This window comes from Nonomuraea sp. NPDC001684 (assembly GCF_053596515.1).
The window spans coordinates 1-15597 of sequence record NZ_JBSFGJ010000220.1; the positions used below are offsets into that span (position 1 = coordinate 1).

General features: G+C 74.2%; 13 protein-coding genes. 8 read left to right on the forward strand and 5 right to left on the reverse strand.

Features of this window, described 5'->3' with window-relative positions; translation table 11 throughout:
• Nucleotides 1-95: 95 nt before the first annotated feature.
• Nucleotides 96-431, reverse strand: a complete 336-nt coding sequence (locus tag ACWCSD_RS30825; protein WP_449920030.1) for a TetR/AcrR family transcriptional regulator — start codon at nt 429-431, stop codon at nt 96-98.
• A 110-nt stretch (nt 432-541) separates the two neighbouring features.
• On the opposite strand from ACWCSD_RS30825, the gene ACWCSD_RS30830 reads away from it, so the two are divergent.
• Complete coding sequence (locus ACWCSD_RS30830; protein ID WP_449920032.1) at nt 542-2785, forward strand: arylsulfatase; 2244 nt, start codon at nt 542-544, stop codon at nt 2783-2785.
• Between the two features lie 155 nt (nt 2786-2940).
• The gene (locus tag ACWCSD_RS30835) at nt 2941-4125 is read left to right on the forward strand and encodes an MFS transporter (RefSeq protein WP_449920034.1); all 1185 of its coding nucleotides are present in this window, start codon (nt 2941-2943) and stop codon (nt 4123-4125) included.
• A 20-nt stretch (nt 4126-4145) separates the two neighbouring features.
• Here ACWCSD_RS30835 and ACWCSD_RS30840 read toward each other — a convergent pair whose 3' ends face one another.
• Genes ACWCSD_RS30840 through ACWCSD_RS30850 form a run of 3 tightly spaced genes read right to left on the reverse strand, consistent with a single transcriptional unit; the run spans nt 4146 to nt 6056 of the window.
• Nucleotides 4146-4478, reverse strand: a complete 333-nt coding sequence (locus ACWCSD_RS30840; protein WP_364335006.1) for an ArsR/SmtB family transcription factor — start codon at nt 4476-4478, stop codon at nt 4146-4148.
• Nucleotides 4465-4896, reverse strand: coding sequence for an SRPBCC domain-containing protein (locus tag ACWCSD_RS30845; protein ID WP_387682376.1), 432 nt, complete (start codon nt 4894-4896; stop codon nt 4465-4467). Before ACWCSD_RS30845 ends, ACWCSD_RS30840 begins: the two co-directional genes overlap by 14 nt.
• A gap of 59 nt (nt 4897-4955) precedes the next feature.
• Entirely contained in the window at nt 4956-6056 is a 1101-nt protein-coding gene (locus ACWCSD_RS30850; protein WP_449920038.1) for an MFS transporter, read from the reverse strand.
• Between the two features lie 400 nt (nt 6057-6456).
• On the opposite strand from ACWCSD_RS30850, the gene ACWCSD_RS30855 reads away from it, so the two are divergent.
• The 6 genes from ACWCSD_RS30855 to ACWCSD_RS30880 all read left to right on the forward strand — a co-directional run bounded on the left by ACWCSD_RS30855 (nt 6457) and on the right by ACWCSD_RS30880 (nt 15124).
• Entirely contained in the window at nt 6457-7221 is a 765-nt protein-coding gene (locus ACWCSD_RS30855; protein WP_449920041.1) for an IclR family transcriptional regulator, read from the forward strand.
• A 25-nt stretch (nt 7222-7246) separates the two neighbouring features.
• Nucleotides 7247-8095 (forward strand): fumarylacetoacetate hydrolase family protein, encoded by an 849-nt coding sequence (locus ACWCSD_RS30860; protein WP_397157802.1) that lies wholly within the window; start codon nt 7247-7249, stop codon nt 8093-8095.
• Entirely contained in the window at nt 8095-9108 is a 1014-nt protein-coding gene (locus tag ACWCSD_RS30865; protein ID WP_449920044.1) for a zinc-dependent alcohol dehydrogenase, read from the forward strand. The genes ACWCSD_RS30860 and ACWCSD_RS30865 overlap by 1 nt, the downstream gene beginning before the upstream one ends.
• 20 nt (nt 9109-9128) lie before the next feature.
• Entirely contained in the window at nt 9129-11918 is a 2790-nt protein-coding gene (locus ACWCSD_RS30870; RefSeq protein ID WP_449920047.1) for an FAD-binding and (Fe-S)-binding domain-containing protein, read from the forward strand.
• A 71-nt stretch (nt 11919-11989) separates the two neighbouring features.
• Nucleotides 11990-13525, forward strand: coding sequence for a serine/threonine-protein kinase (locus ACWCSD_RS30875; protein ID WP_449920049.1), 1536 nt, complete (start codon nt 11990-11992; stop codon nt 13523-13525).
• 270 nt (nt 13526-13795) lie between these two features.
• Nucleotides 13796-15124: a cytochrome P450 family protein gene (locus tag ACWCSD_RS30880; RefSeq protein ID WP_449920052.1), complete on the forward strand. Its 1329-nt coding sequence runs from the start codon at nt 13796-13798 to the stop codon at nt 15122-15124.
• A gap of 122 nt (nt 15125-15246) precedes the next feature.
• On the opposite strand, the gene ACWCSD_RS30885 is transcribed toward ACWCSD_RS30880, so the two are convergent.
• The gene (locus ACWCSD_RS30885; RefSeq protein WP_449920054.1) at nt 15247-15471 is read right to left on the reverse strand and encodes a hypothetical protein; all 225 of its coding nucleotides are present in this window, start codon (nt 15469-15471) and stop codon (nt 15247-15249) included.
• Nucleotides 15472-15597: the final 126 nt, after the last annotated feature.

A 15597-nucleotide genomic window follows, 5' to 3' on the forward strand; every position in this document is an offset into this window, starting at 1 on the left:
GGGCAGGGTGCGCCGGCGGTGCGCCAGCCGGTCGATCACGGAGTCGAGCTCTGCCAGGTCGAGCAGTCGCTTCTGGGCCTCAGGGGCTGCTTTCACTAACGGCTGGTGAAGCGCAGGTACCAGCTCGTGCCCGGGTGGGCGAGCACGTGCTCGGCCAGCGGGGCCAGGTACGCCGCGACCAGGGCGGGAAGGTCCTCCTCCAGGCCGCGGGCGCGCAGGTCGCCGATCAGCGCGCGGCGGCGCTCGTTGAGGGGGGTCATGCGGTGGGCGTACAGGGCGTCGATCAGGCCGGCCTTGCCGTCGAAGTGGTACTGGACGGCCGAATGGTTGCCCTGCCCGGCCGCGACGGCGATCTCCCGGAGCGAGACGTCGAGGCCGCGCTCGGCGAAGAGCCGTTCGGCCGCCAGGAGAATCTTCTCTTTGGCCTGCATTCCCACCTTTTCCGGATCACCGAGGTATCGTCGCGAATTAAGACAACCTGTCTTACTCTCGTGCCGTCTGCTGTCCAAGACCGTACGCCTCTCCTGGCAGGAGCCTCGCCGTGACCGCAGAACCGATCTTCCGCCGGGCCGGCCGCCCGCCGGAGCACGCTCCGAACGTCCTGGCCGTCGTCCTGGACGACACCGGCTTCGCCCAGCTCGGCTGCTTCGGCTCCGGCATCGCCACGCCGCACATCGACCGGCTCGCGGCCGGCGGCCTGCGCTACAACCGGTTCCAGGTGACGGCCCTGTGCTCGCCGTCGCGCGCCTGCTTCCTCACCGGACGCAACCACCACGCCGTCGGCATGGGCTTCCTCGCCGACATCCCGCTCGACCACCCCGGCTACACCGCCCGCATCCCGCGCTCGGCCGCGACCCTGCCGCGGATCCTGCGCGACCACGGCTACTCCACCATCGCCATCGGCAAGTGGCACCTCACGCCGCGCTACGAGCGCTCGGCCGCCGGCCCGTTCGGCCACTGGCCGCTCGGCCAGGGCTTCGAGCGCTACTACGGCTTCCTGCAGGGCGACACCAACCACTACGCGCCCAACCTCGTCCGGGACAACCACTACGTGGAGCCGCCCGCCACCCCCGAGGAGGGCTACCACCTCACCGAGGACCTCGTCACGCAGGCCGTCCGGCACCTCGACGACCAGCGCCACGCCGCCCCCGGCAAACCCTTCTTCCTCCACCTCGGCCTCGGCGCCACGCACTCCCCGCACCACGTCCCGCCCGAGTGGAGCGAGCCCTACCGGGGCCGCTTCGACCAGGGGTGGGACGCCTGGCGGGAGGAGATCTTCCGGCGCCAGACCGAGACGGGCGTCGTCCCGGCCGGCACCGTGCTCACCCCGCGCCCGGACTGGGTGCCCGCCTGGGACGGCCTCACCGCCGACCGCCGCCGCCTGTACGCCCGCCAGCAGGAGGTCTTCGCGGGCTTCCTCACCCACGCCGACGCCCAGCTCGGCCGCCTGATCGCCCACCTGGAGGAGACCGGGCGGCTCGACGACACCATCATCGTGATCTTCTCCGACAACGGCGCCAGCGCCGAGGGCGGCGTGGACGGCAGCGTCAACGAGCACCGCTTCTCCGCCGGCATCCGCGAGTCCCCGCAGGACAACCTGGCCCACCACGACGACTGGGGCGGGCCGCGCACCTACAACCACTACGCGTGGGGCTGGGCGTGGGCCGGGAACACGCCGTTCCGGCTGTGGAAGCGCTACACCTGGCTCGGCGGCACCCGTACGCCGCTCATCGTGCACTGGCCGGCCGGGATCGGCGGCGGCGGCGCGGTGCGCGACCAGATCGTACACGTCAACGACCTGTTCCCGACCCTGCTGGACGCGATCGGCATCCAGGCCCCCGACGTCGTGGACGGGATCGAGCAGCAGCCGGTCGACGGGGCCAGCTTCCTGGCCACCTTCGCCGACCCCGGGGCGCCCGCGCCGCGCACCACCCAGTACTTCGAGATGCTGGGCTCGCGCTCCCTCATCCACGGCCGCTGGAAGGTCACCACCGACCACGTGTCCACGGGCGTCCTGGACGAGGAGGAACTGCTCACCGGCAGCCGCGACCTCGACGCCGACCACTGGGCGCTGTTCGACCTGGCGGCCGACTTCTCCGAGGCGGCCGACGTGTCCGCCGGGCATCCGGACGTGGTCGCCGAGCTGCGGCGGTTGTGGGACCGGGAGGCCGGGCGCAACAACGTCCTGCCGCTGTACGACGACCTCGTGGCCCGCCTCGGCGCGCTCATCGGGCCGGCCTGGCCGCCCGGCGACGACCGCACGTTCCGGCCCGGGGCCTCGCCCGTGTGCGACGAGTCGTTGCCGCTGCTGTTCGGCGGCTTCCGCTGGACGGCCGAGATCGAGGCGGCCCGCGAGCCAGAAGGCGTGCTGTTCGCGCTGGGCGACTGGAACGGCGGCTTCGCCCTGTACGTCACCGGAGGCCGCCTGGCCTTCACCTTCTCCCGCGCCGGGGAGCCGCTGGAGCTCACCGCCGACCGCCCGCTGCCCGCCGGTCGCCAGTCCGTGGACGTCGTGCACACGACGAGCCCCGCGGGCTCGGCGTTCCACCTGTCGCAGGGCGGGGTCGTGGTGGGGACCCTGGCGTTCGACGGCCTGCTGCCGGTCGCGCTCCAGCACGGCGGGGCCGGGCTGCGGCTCGGCCACGACCTCGGGCTGCCCGTCTCCGGCCGGTACCGCGTCCCGGCCCGGTGGAACGGGCGGCTGCTCTCGGTCCGGCTCAGGACGCCGGGCGCCGCGACCCCCGACCTGCTCGCCGGCCTGCGGACCGCGCTGCACGCGGACTGACAGCGCGGGCCGGGGCGCGGCTGACGGTGTGGTTCGAGGGCTGAGGGTGTGGGTCGGGGGCGGGTGACGGTGTGGTCCGAAATCGGCCGGTGCCGGGGGCGTCGTGGCTGGTTGGCTGGTTCGCCGTAGATCAACCCATGTCCTGGAACGGAACCATGTCCACCACCACCCTCGCCCCGCCGCGCCCGCCGCTGATCTCCTGGCTCGCGGTCGCCTCGATCACCCTGGGCATCTTCGCCATCGTCACCAGCGAGATCCTGCCCATCGGCCTGCTGACGACCATAGGCGCCGACTTCCGCGTCACCGACGGCACCGCGGGGCTGACCATGACGTTGCCGGGCTTCGTGGCCGCCGTCGCGGCGCCCGTCCTGACCGTGGCCACCGCCCGGCTGGACCGCCGGGTGATGCTCTGCGTCCTGATGGCGGTGCTGGCCGCCGCCGACGTGCTGGCGGCCGTGGCCGGGGCCTACTGGGTGGTGCTGGCCTCGCGGGTGCTCGTCGGGCTCACCATCGGCGGCTTCTGGTCGATCGCGGCGGGGCTGGCGTCCCGGCTGGTGCCGCCGGCCGCCGTGGGCGCCGCGACGGCGGTGATCTTCTCGGCCGTGCCGCTGGGCTCGGTGCTCGGGGTGCCGGCCGGAACCTTCATCGGCCACCTGGCGGGCTGGCGGACGGCGTTCCTGGTCCTGGCCGGGCTCTCGGTCCTCGTGCTGGTCGCGTTGCTGCGCGTGCTGCCGCCGCTGCCCGCCCGCCAGGTCACCGGCGCGCGCGTCCTGCTGGACCTGCTGCGGGTGCGCGGCACCGGGATCGCCCTGCTGGGCACGTTCCTCGTCGTGCTGGCGCACTTCGGCACCTACACCTACGTCACGCCGTTCCTGGAGCACGTCACCCGGCTGTCCCCGGCCGCCGTCAGCGCCGTCCTGCTGGCCTACGGCGCGGCGGGCATCGCGGGCAACTTCCTGGCCGGCCGGGCCGTGGCCGGCGCACCCCGCCTGGCCTTCGCCGTCTGCGGCGGCCTGATCGCGGCGGCCACCCTGCTGCTGCCCCTGGCCGGCAGCTCGCCGGCGGGCGCGGTCGTGCTGCTGGTGGTGTGGGGGCTGGCCTACGGGGGAGTGCCGGTCTGCTCCCAGGCGTGGTTCCTGCGGGCCGCGCCCGGCGCGCCGGAGGCGGCGACCGTCGTGTTCACCTCGTCGTTCCAGGCGACCTTCGCGCTCGGCGCGCTCCTGGGCGGCACGGTCGTCGACGCCTTCGCGGTCTCGGCCGCGATGGTCGCGGGCGGGCTGGTCGCGCTCGTGATGGCCGGGGCGTTCTCCTGGCTCACCCGTCCCCGCCGGGCCGCGTGAGCGGGGGAGGGGACGGGCGGTCAGCCGTCGAGGTGGTCGCGCAGGGCGTCGAGGCGGCCGTCCCAGTCGCTGGCCAGCGCGGCCAGGAACTGCTGGGCCACCCGCATCGGAGCCGAGCGCAGCCGGTAGCGGACGCGGCGGCGCTCACCGGGCTCGGCCGTCACCAGACCGGCCTCGCCCAGCAGCGTCAGGTGCTTGGCGATGGCCTGCCGGGTGATCGGCAGGCGGGCGGCCAGGTCGGTCGCCGTGGCCGGGCCCCGGGCGGCCAGCTCGGCCAGGACGGCGCGCCGGCTCGGGTCGGCCAGCGCGACGAAGACCTGCTCGGCGACCGCCTCGATGTCAGGCGGCGTCAAGGTGCCCGGCCAGCTCGCCCAGCTCGCTCGCCCACCCCTCGGTGTGGGCGTCGTACGCCTTGCGGTGGTGGTCGTCCGGCAACTGGGCGAAGCCGGTCTCGACGACGGTCAGCCGGGTGCCCGTGCCGGCCGGTTCGAGGGTGAACTCGACGTACGTGCGGCGCGGGTCGCCCTCCGGCATGCCGAAGACCGGCCAGGTGAAGCCGAACACCGACGGCTCCTCCACGCGCTCCACGCGCAGGTCGACGGTGTGCCCGTCGCTCCAGCTCAGCCGCGCCGGCCCGCCGGGACGCAGCTCGATCGCCGCCTCCTGGCCGAACCAGGCGGCCAGCCCCTCGGGGGTGGTGAGCGCCGCCCACACCTTGCCTGGCGGATGGGCGAGCTCGACGGTGCGCTCGACCCGATCGGGGAATCCCATGACGACCTCCATATGCGGCAGGGAAAAGGTTGCCACACCTCGTGGCGACAGGTGGACGGTCACCGCTCCGGCCGTGCGTTCCGGCGCAGGCCGTAGGAGACGAGGACGACGGCGGCGAGCGTCACCGCGACGTCCACCAGCAGGGCCAGGCGGATGCCGGCCGGCTCCCCGGCGCGCGTGGCGGCGACCGCGCCGAGGAGCGGGATGCCGACGGTGACGGCCACCTGCTGCGTCATCGACGTCAGCCCGGTCGCCAGCCCCTGCTCCTCGTCCGGCAGGCCCGAGGTGCCGGTGACGGTGTAGGCGACGATCGCGGTGACGTGCCCGAAGAACCCGACGAACAGCGCGGGGACCAGGATCGCCATGACCGTCCAGCCGGTCCCGAGGAAGACGGCGGGAAGCGTCGCCAGCGCCTGGACCGTCATGCCGGCGACCAGGACGCGGCGGCTGCCGTGGCGTCCGACGAACCGCCCGGCGATCACCCCGGCGACCACCGAGGCCAGCCCGGGGACGCCGAACACCAGGCCGGTGACCAGCGGCGACAGCCCCAGCACCCGCTGGAGGTACACCGTCACCAGGAAGATCATGGCCGGCTCCATCGTGAAGATGACGAAACCGGCGAAGTTCCCCCACTTCACCGTGGGCCGCCGAAGGATGCGCACCGGCGCCAGCGGCGCGGGCGCGCGCAGCTCGATCAGCCAGAACGCGCCCAGCAGCAGCACGCCCGCGACGGCCGCCAGGAGGTTCGTCTCGACGGCCGCGTAGATCACCGCCAGCAGGCCGCCGGTCACGGTGACCGCGCCGGGCAGGTCGAGCCGCACCCGCTCCGGCAGCACGCTCTCCCGGATCAGGAACGGCGTCAGCACCACGATCGCCACCGCGACCGGCACGTTGAACAGGAACGCCGCCCGCCAGCTCAGCAGGCTGACCAGAGCGCCGCCGAGCAGCGCGCCGACGGTGAACCCGCCGGACAGCAGGGCGCCGTTCAGCCCGAGGACGCGGGCGCGCAGCGGGCCCTCCTTGAAGGTGGTGGTGAGCAGCGACAACGCGGCGGGGACCGTCATCGCCGTGGCCAGGCCCTGCAGCACCCGGGCGGTCAGGAGCGTCGCGGGCCCGTCGGCGAAGCCGCCGAGCAGGGAGGCCCCGGCCAGCACGACCATGCCGGCGAGGAACAGCCTCCGCCGGCCGAAACAGGTCGGCCGTCCGGCCGAACACCAGGGTGAACCCGGCCGCCGGCAACGCGTACGCCGAGGTGATCCAGGGCCACTGGGCCGGGTTCAGCCCGACGCCCGCGCCGGTCTGGGGAAGGGCGACGTTCAGGATCGAGAAGTCGACCGCCAGCATGAAACCGGCGCCGAGCAGGACGAACGCGATCAACCGCTGTCTGCCGTCGAGGCGCGGCGGGGCGGCCTCGACGGTCGCGACAGGAACACTCATTGCGGCCTCCGAATAATAGCAACCGATCGGTTGCCACATTATGGCAACCGATTGGTTGCGTCAACGCTGGGCGGGATTGGGGCAAACTTCCGTTTTCCGGAACGGTGGTCTAACCTTCGGAACATGTCCGACGGTGACGCCAAGCTGGTGGGGGCCGACCGCGTGCTGGCCGTGCTGGCCGAGCTCGCCCGGCACCCCGACGGCATCGGCCTGGAGGAGATGGCCCGCGCCGTGTCCAGCCCGAAGCCGACCGCCCACCGCGCCCTGGCCGCGCTGCGCCGCGCCGGGCTCGCCGTCCAGAACGGCCACGGCCGGTACGTGCTGGGCGACGAGTTCCTGCGCATGGCCTTCGCCCACCACGAGGCCCGGCCCGACCACGTCCGGGTCACCCCGATCCTCCAGGCGCTGTGCGACCGCTACGGCGAGACCGTGCACTACGCGGTGCTGGAGGGCACGTCGGTGGTCTACCGGTCCAAGCTCGACCCGCCGTCCGGCGCGGTCCGGCTGACCTCGGTCGTCGGCGGGCGCAACCCGGCCCACTGCACCGCCGTCGGCAAGATGCTGCTGGCCGGGACGCTGCGGGACGAGGCCGCCGTGCGCGCCTGGGTGGGCGACCGGCGGCTGGAGCGGCCCACCGAACGCTCGGTCGGCACCGCCGAGGAGCTGCACGCCGAGCTGGTACGCGTCCGCGAGCAGGGTTACGCGGCCGACGACCAGGAGAACGAGCCGGGCGTCAACTGCGTGGCGGTCCCGGCGTACCTGACCTCGCCCACCGTGCCGAGCGGCGCGGTCAGCATCAGCGGCCTGGCCTACCGCACCCCCTTGAGCGTGCTCGTCGAGGACGTGCCGGCCATCCGCGCCGTCGTCGCCGGGCGTCACCTTCCCTGACCCGTACAGAACCGGAGAGTCCCCCTTGTACCTCATGCGCATCGGCGCGCCCGGCGCCGAGAAGCCGGTCGTCCGCGTGGACGACGACCACTACGTCGACGTCTCCGACCTCACCCCCGACTTCGACGAGCGCTTCTTCGCCGCGGGCGGCCCCGCCCTGCTCGCCGAGCGGGTCGCCGCAGGCCCGCGGCAGGCGTTCGCCGGCGAGCGCGTCGGCGCGCCGATCGCCCGCCCGCACCAGATCCTGTGCATCGGCCTGAACTACCGCGACCACGCCGCCGAGACCGGCCAGGCCGTGCCCGCCGAGCCGATCCTGTTCACCAAGTCGCCCAACACCCTGGTCGGCCCGGACGACGACGTGCGCATCCCGCGCGGCGCCACCAAGACCGACTGGGAGGTGGAGCTCGGCATCGTGATCGGCCGCCGCACCTCCTACCTGGACTCGCCCGAGGAGGCCGCGGCCGCGATCGCCGGCTACTGCGTGGTCAACGACGTCAGCGAGCGGGCCTTCCAGATGGAGCGCGGCGGCCAGTGGAGCAAGGGCAAGTCGGCCGAGACCTTCAACCCGGCCGGCCCCTGGCTGGTCACCCCCGACGAGCTGGCCGACGTCCGGAACCTCGGCATGTGGCTGGACGTCAACGGCGTGCGCCGCCAGACCGGCAACACCAAGACGATGATCTTCGACCCGTACGTCATCGTGCACCACCTGAGCCAGTTCATGGTGCTGGAGCCCGGCGACCTGATCAACACCGGCACCCCGCCCGGCGTCGGCATGGGCCACGACCCGCAGATCTGGCTGCGGCCGGGCGACGTCATGGAGCTCGGCATCGACGGGCTCGGCAGCCAGCGCCAGCGGGTCGTGGAGCCCCGGTAGTGCGGGCGCTCGTCCTGACCGGGCCGGGCGCGGCCGAGGTCCGGGAGGTCGAGCCCCCCTCTGCGGGGCCCGGCCAGGTGGTCGTGGACGTCGAGCGCGCCGGCGTGTGCGGCACCGACATGGAGCTGTTCAGCGGCGGGATGAGCTACCTGCGCACCGGCCGCTCCCGCTACCCGCTGCGCCCCGGCCACGAGTGGTGCGGGCGCGTCGCGGAGCTGGGCGCGGGCGTGGACCCGTCGTGGCTGGGGCGGCGGGTCGTCGGCGACACCATGCTCGGCTGCGGGCGCTGCGACCGCTGCCGTCAGGGCCGCCACCACGTGTGCTCCGACCTGGCCGAGCTCGGCATCAGCCGGGGCGCCGCAGGCGCGCTGGCCGAGCGGCTGGCCGTCCCGGTCGCGGCGCTCCACCGGCTGCCCGATACGGTGGACGCTACCTCGGGCGCGCTGGTCGAGCCCGGTGGCAACGCCTTACGCGCCGTCCGCGCGGCGGGGCTGGAGGCGGGGGAGCGGTTGCTGGTTCTGGGCACGGGCACGATCGGCCTGCTGGCCGCGCTGTTCGCGCGCGCCGGCGGGGCCGAGGTGCACCTCATGGGCCGCGCCGAGCCCGACCTGCGGCTGGCCGCGGGCCTCGGGTTCCGGCACGCCCACACCCGCGCGACGCTGCCCGCCCTGCCCTGGCACGCCGTCATCGACGCCACCAACGCCGCCGCGATGCCCGCGCTCGCCCTCGGCCTGGCCGAACCGGGCCGCCGCGTCGTCTACATCGGCCTGGCCGGCACGCCGTCCACGCTCGACACCCGCGAGCTGGTGCTCAAGGACGTCACCGCGGTCGGCGTCCTGGGCGGCTCGGCGGGGCTGGCCGGGGCCATCGACGCCTACGCCGACGGCTCGGTGGACGCCCGTCCGCTGGTGGCCGCCACGGTCGGGCTCGCCGAGACGGCCGGCGTGCTGGCCGGACGGCGACCGCCCGGCGCCGGCCCGGGGCCCAAGATCCACATCGATCCCCGGCAATGAACCTGGAAGAGAGCACGAGCATGACCCACCGTGAACCGCGACGGCTGAACGCGCCGGACGCCGCCGTCCTGGCGGCGGTCGAGACGGCCGTCCCGGGGATCACCCGCGCCCGCGCGAGCGACCGGCTCGGCATGGCCCACGACGCCTCCCACTACCTGCTGACCCCGCAGGCCGTGCTGGTGGCCGAGAGTGCCGGCCAGGTCGCCGCGCTGCTGCGCACCGGCCTGCCGCTGACCTTCCGCTCCGGCGGCACCAGCCTCAGCGGCCAGGGCGTCAGCGAGCACCTGCTCGTGGACACCCGCCGGCACTTCCGCTCGATCGAGGTGCTCGACGACGGCGCCCGGGTACGGGTCCAGCCCGGCGCGGTGCTGCGGCAGGTCAACGCCCGCCTGGCCCCGTACGGGCGCAAGCTCGGCCCCGACCCGGCCAGCGAGTCGGCCTGCACGATCGGCGGCGTCGTCGCCAACAACTCCAGCGGCATGACCTGCGGCACGCACGCCAACACCTACCGGACGCTGGAGTCGATGACGCTGGTGCTGCCGAGCGGCACCGTCCTGGACACCGGCGCCCCCGACGCCGACGAGCGGCTGCGCGCCCTGGAACCCGACCTCGCGGCCGGCCTGGAACGGCTGCGCGACCGCGTCCGCGGCAACCCCGGCTCGGTGCGGCGCGTCCAGGAGCAGTTCTCGCTGAAGAACACCATGGGCTACGGCCTGAACAGCTTCCTCGACCACGACGGCCCGGCGCAGATCCTCGCCCACCTGGTCATCGGCAGCGAGGGCACCCTCGGCTTCGTCGCCGAGGCCGTCTTCCGCACCGTCCCCGCCCACCGCCTGGCCGCCACCGGCCTGCTCGTCTTCCCGACGCTGCGCGAGGCGATGGCCACGGTGCCGGAGCTGGTCGCCGCCGGGCCCGCCGCCGTCGAGCTGCTGGACGCCGAGTCCCTGCGCGTCGCCCAGACCGACCCCAAGGCCGACGGGACGCTGCGCGCGATGGCCGTCGCCGAGCACGCCGCGCTGCTGGTCGAATGGCAGGAGTCCGACGCCGAACTGCTCACCGAGCGGGAGCGGACCGCCGAGCGGGTCTTCGCCGGGCTGCGCCTGGCCGCCCCCGCCCGGCTGAGCAGGGAGGCCGGCGGCCGGGCCGCGCTGTGGCACATCCGCAAGGGCCTGTACGCCACCGTCGCCGGCGCCCGCCCCAGCGGCACGACCGCCCTGCTGGAGGACGTCGCCGTCCCCGTGCCCGCGCTGGCCGACCTGTGCGACGACCTGACCCGGCTGTTCGCCGAGCACCGCTACGAGCGCAGCGTCGTCTTCGGCCACGCCAAGGACGGCAACCTGCACTTCATGCTCAACGAGCGCTTCGCCACCGATCTCGGCCGCTACGCCGAGTTCACCGAGGACATGGTGGAGGCCGTCCTGGCCAGGGGCGGCACGCTGAAGGCCGAGCACGGCACCGGCCGCGTCATGGCCCCGTTCGTGCGCCGCCAGTACGGCGACGAGCTGTACGAGGTGATGCGCGAGGTCAAACGCCTGTGCGACCCGGCCGGCACGCTCAACCCCGGCGTCGTCCTCACCGACGACCCCGAGGCCCACCTGCGCGACCTCAAGACCGTCGTGACCGTCGAGCCCGAGGTCGACCGCTGCGTCGAGTGCGGCTACTGCGAGCCCGTCTGCCCCAGCCGCGACCTGACCACCACCCCGCGCCAGCGCATCGTGCTGCGCCGCGAGCTGGCCGCGGCCCAGGCGGCCGGCGACCACGCCCTGGCCCGCGAACTGGAGGACGCCTACGCCTACGACGCCGTGGACACCTGCGCCGTGGACGGCATGTGCGCCACCGCCTGCCCCGTCCTCATCAACACCGGCGACCTGACCAAACGCCTGCGCGCCGAACGCCACGGCCGCGCCGCCCGCCGCGCCTGGACGGGCGCCGCCCGCCACTGGGACGGCGTCACCCGCGCGATGAACCTGGCCCTCGACACCGCCGCCGCGGTCCCGCCCGCGCTGCCCGAGGCCGCCTCGCGCGCCGCCCGCGCCCTGGCCGGCGCGGACGACGTCCCGCGGTGGAGCCGCGACCTGCCGCGCGGCGGCACCAGGCGCCGCCCGTCCCCGGCGGACGACGCCGACGCCGTCTACCTGCCGTCCTGCCTGAACACGCTGTTCGCCCCCGCGGACGGCGGCCCCGGCGTGATGACCGCCTTCCAGCGCCTGGCCGCCCGCGCCGGGCTGACGTTGCACGTCCCGGAGAAGATCGCGAGCCTGTGCTGCGGCACCCCGTGGTCGTCCAAGGGCTTCGCCGGCGGCCACGAGGCCATGGGCGAGCGCGTCCGGGACGTGCTCGCGCGCGCCACCGACGGCGGCCGGCTGCCCGTGGTGAGCGACGCCGCCTCCTGCACCGAGGGCTACGCCCACCTGGTGCCCGGCCTCCAGGTGGTCGACGCGGTCGCCTTCACCGCCGAGCACGTCCTGCCCCGCCTGCCGCAGGCGCGCCGCCTGCCGTCGCTGGCGCTCCACCCGACCTGCTCCTCCACCCGCCTCGGCCTGGACGCCGCCGTCACCCGCCTCGCCGAGGCGGTCGCCGAGCAGGTCGTGATCCCGGACGGATGGCAGTGCTGCGGCTTCGCCGGCGACCGCGGCCTGCTGCACCCCGAGCTGACCGCCTCGGCCACCCGCGCCGAGGCCGCGTCGGTGGCCGAGGCGGGCTGCGCCGCGCACGCCTCGGTCAACCGCACCTGCGAGCTGGGCCTGACCCGCGCCACCGGCCAGACCTACCGGCATCTCCTGGAGCTCCTCGACGAGGCAACCGCCTGAGGGGGGCGCGGTTTACACCGATGTGTCAATAAGATCGTCGCTGTTGCGAAGATCCGGCGATCGGGAGCACGATGAGCGACCCCGGCGGCTTCGGCCCCCTGGAGATGGACGAACGCGAGCGCATCGGTCCCTACCGGATCGTGGGCCGCATGGGCGCGGGCGGCATGGGCGTGGTCCACGCCGGGGTCGCGCCCGACGGCGGGCGGGTCGCGGTCAAGGTCATCCATCCGGGGCTGGCCGCCGACCCGCACTTCCACGACCGGTTCGTGCGCGAGGTCGAGATGTTGTCGCGGGTGCGCGGGCGGTGCACGGTCGCGGTCCTGTCCGCCGACACCGCCGCCTCGCCGCCGTGGCTGGCCACCGAGTTCGTGCCCGGCCCCACGCTGACCGAGCACGTACGCGACCACGGGCCGCTGCCGCCGGACGACCTGGTCGCCTTCGGGGTGGACATCGCCGAGGCGCTCACCGACATCCACGGGGCCGGGATCGTCCACCGCGACCTCAAGCCGGGCAACGTGATCCTGGCCGCGTCCGGGGCGAAGGTGCTGGACTTCGGGATCGCCCGCGCCCTCGACGAGAGCGGGCTGACCGGCACCGGCGCGCTCATCGGCTCGCCCGGCTGGATCAGCCCCGAGCAGTACCGGGGCGACCAGGCCGACGCCGCCGCCGACGTCTTCGCCTGGGGCGCGCTGATGGTCTACGCAGCGACCGGGCGGCCGCCGTTCGGCACGGGGGCGCCCGACGTGCTCGCCTACCGGGTCATGAGCGTCGACCCGGACCTGTCCGGGGTGCCCGAGGGCGTGCGCGACCTGGTCCGGGCGGCGCTCGCCAAGGACAGGGCGGCGCGTCCCGGGGCGGCGGAGCTGCTCGGCGCGCTCCGCTCGGGCACGCTCCTCCTGCCGCGGCCCTCGTCCGGCACGCTCCCTCTGACACCCCCGCCCCCTCCACCCGGCACACTGCCCCTGACACCGCCCCCGTCCGCCGGGCAGGGGCCGCTGGGGCCGCCGTCGTCCGGGGGGCGGGCGCGGTTGTGGCCGGTGGCGGCCGCCGTGGTCGCGGTCGTCGCCGTCGTGGCGGTCGGCGCGGCCTTCGCGCTGAACGCGGCCGGCACGCCGGACGCGCTGCCGTCCCAGGACGACGGGCCCACCTCCTCCTACACCGACCCGCCCGCCACCTCCGCGGACCCGGACCCGACGGACACCCCGGAGGAGAGCGAGACCCCCGAGGAGACCCACACCCCGGAGGACACCCCGACCGAGACCGAGACGCCGGAGAAGACGCCCGAGGCGACGCCCACCAAGAGCAGGCCCCGCACGTTGCCGTGCGCCTCCTCGGGCTCGATCCTGCGCGAGGCAGCCGCGCTGAACGGCGGCAGCCTCCCGCAGGACGCCGTGGTCGCCCGCAAGCGCTGCGTCGGCTCCTGGGTCGCCGCCGAGTTGTCCTCCCCGAGCGTCGGCGCCATCGACCTGATCGCCCGGCGGAACGACTCCCGGTTCCTCGACGCCCAGATCGGCAGCAACTTCTGCTCCCTGGAGGGCCGCCCGGCGCTGGTGGCGAGCGCGCCCGCCTCGATCAAGAGCTTCCTGTGCCCCAACGGCTTCGGCTGATCCGCACCCTTCCGCCGGCTTCGGCTGGTCGGTCCTGACGATCGGCGCCGGGTACGAGAGCACCTTGATCTGGATCGCGCGAGCGTTGAGGATGATGCTCACCGACCCACACCTGGCCGGCCGCGTCAACGGCGGACGCCTGGGTATCGACGAGGCGCCGATGAGGTACTGAGGCGGGACACCCCGATGACCCACATGCCCACGCGCCACTGCCCTCGGCGGCCGCCCCGTCGCAGCCGCTCACGCCACCCCAACGTGCTGGAGGATTCGGTGCCCGCTTCCCATCAGTCCACTCCCGCCGCCAACCCCGACGACGCCGCAGCGGCCGCATCCGGCGATCACGTGGTCCCCGTCATCACCTTGGATGAAAGCGGCGCCGATCACCATGGTGAAGCCGCCCGGTTACGTGCCGCCGGACCGGTCGTACGCGTCGTGCTGCCCGGAGAGATCCCCGCATGGGCCATCACTGACCAGGACCTCCTGCACAGTGTCCTGACCGACCCCGGCATCAGCAAGGACTGGCGCCTTTGGACCTGCGTCCGCAACGGCGCCATCCCCGACGACTGGCCTCTCACCGGCATGCTCAAGGTCACCAACATGGTCACCGCCGACGGCGCCGCTCACCAACGGCTGCGCCGGCCGGTCACCCGCACCCTCACCGCACGGCGCCTGCAGGAGATGCGCCCCCGCATCACCGCCCTCATCACCGAGGTCATCGACGCGCTGCCCGCCCACGCCGACGGCACCGGCGCCGTCGACCTGCGCCGGCACTTCGCCTATCCCATCCCGATGGCCGTCATCTGCGAACTCGTCGGCGTGCCCGAGAGCAACCGTCTCCATCTGCGCCACCTGGTCGAATCCATCTTCCGGTCCACCACACCCCCGCACGAGGTCGTCCAGACACAAGCCGGGATCACCAGCGTTCTCACCGAACTCGTCCGGCAGCACCACGACGAACCCGGAGCCGACCTCACCACCGACCTGATCGCACTCCAACGCGACGACCCCGACGCGCTCACCGACGCCGAACTCGTCGGCACGCTGTGGCTGATGATCGCCGCCGGTCACGAAACCACCCTCAGCCTGATCCTCAACGCGGTCCGCGCCCTGCTGACCCACCCGGATCAGCTCAGTGCCGTCCTGGAGCAGGCCGCGGCGAATCCGGCGGACACGTGGGCCGCCGTGGTGGAGGAGGTCCTGCGCTGGGACGCGCCGATCGGCAACTTCATGGCGCGTTACCCCCGCACCGACCTGACCCTCGCGGGCGTCACCATCCCCGCCGGCGACGCCATCCTGGCCCCCTACAGCCTCCTCGGCCGTGACCGTGCCCAGCACGGCGCCGATGCCGCCGACTTCAATTGGCGCCGGCCGTCCAGCAGGCATCTGGCCTTCGGAGGTGGCCCCCACGCCTGCCCAGGCGCTGCACTGGCCCGTCTGGAAGTCACGCTCGCGCTGGCCGCGCTCTTCGATCGCTACCCCGACATGCGGCTGGCCGTGCCCGCCGGCGACCTCGTCCCCGTTCCGTCCTTGTTCTCCAACTCCATCCAGTCACTCCCCGTACGCTTGTCTCCCCGTCGTCCAGCCGAGAGCCGTCACTGATCGCTGATCGCCCACTGCCCACTGAGTGCTGGGCCGACTGCCGTCGCAAGCCGTGCCGGAGCGGCTCCGGGCGGCCGGCCCGCGCAGATCTGTCATGCGACCTGTGGCGTGTTGGCGGGACGTCATTCGGCCGACGGCAGCGGGATGCGTACCGACACCAGCGTCCCCTCGCCGGGAGCGGTCTCGACGTCGGCGCTGCCGCCCACCGCGCGGGCGCTCTCCCGGATGGAACGGGCGATGCCGAGGCCGGTCGTCGGCGCGTCCGGGTCGAAGCCGCTGCCGTGGTCGAGCACGCTCAGCGCCCGCGTCCCGGACCGGCATTCGGCCCGCACCACGGCGTGCCGCACGCCCGCGCGTCAGCCACCGCCCGTCGCCCAGCACCTCCAGCGACCCGCACAACACCAGCGCGCCCACCCGGACGACCACCATGGTGAGGGCCCGGCTGCGCTCCATGCCGGCGACCGCCGTCCCGG

What these genes read in the sequence shown, in the direction of transcription:
- ACWCSD_RS30850 (WP_449920038.1), bottom strand. Translation starts at nt 6,056, where the DNA reads ATGGTCGTGCTGGCCGGGGCCTCCCTGCTCGGCGGCTTCGCCGACGGG.
- ACWCSD_RS30855 (WP_449920041.1), top strand. Translation starts at nt 6,457, where the DNA reads ATGTCCGACGGTGACGCCAAGCTGGTGGGGGCCGACCGCGTGCTGGCC.
- ACWCSD_RS30845 (WP_387682376.1), bottom strand. Translation starts at nt 4,896, where the DNA reads ATGGGATTCCCCGATCGGGTCGAGCGCACCGTCGAGCTCGCCCATCCG.
- ACWCSD_RS30870 (WP_449920047.1), top strand. Translation starts at nt 9,129, where the DNA reads ATGACCCACCGTGAACCGCGACGGCTGAACGCGCCGGACGCCGCCGTC.
- ACWCSD_RS30835 (WP_449920034.1), top strand. Translation starts at nt 2,941, where the DNA reads ATGTCCACCACCACCCTCGCCCCGCCGCGCCCGCCGCTGATCTCCTGG.
- ACWCSD_RS30875 (WP_449920049.1), top strand. Translation starts at nt 11,990, where the DNA reads ATGAGCGACCCCGGCGGCTTCGGCCCCCTGGAGATGGACGAACGCGAG.
- ACWCSD_RS30825 (WP_449920030.1), bottom strand. Translation starts at nt 431, where the DNA reads ATGCAGGCCAAAGAGAAGATTCTCCTGGCGGCCGAACGGCTCTTCGCC.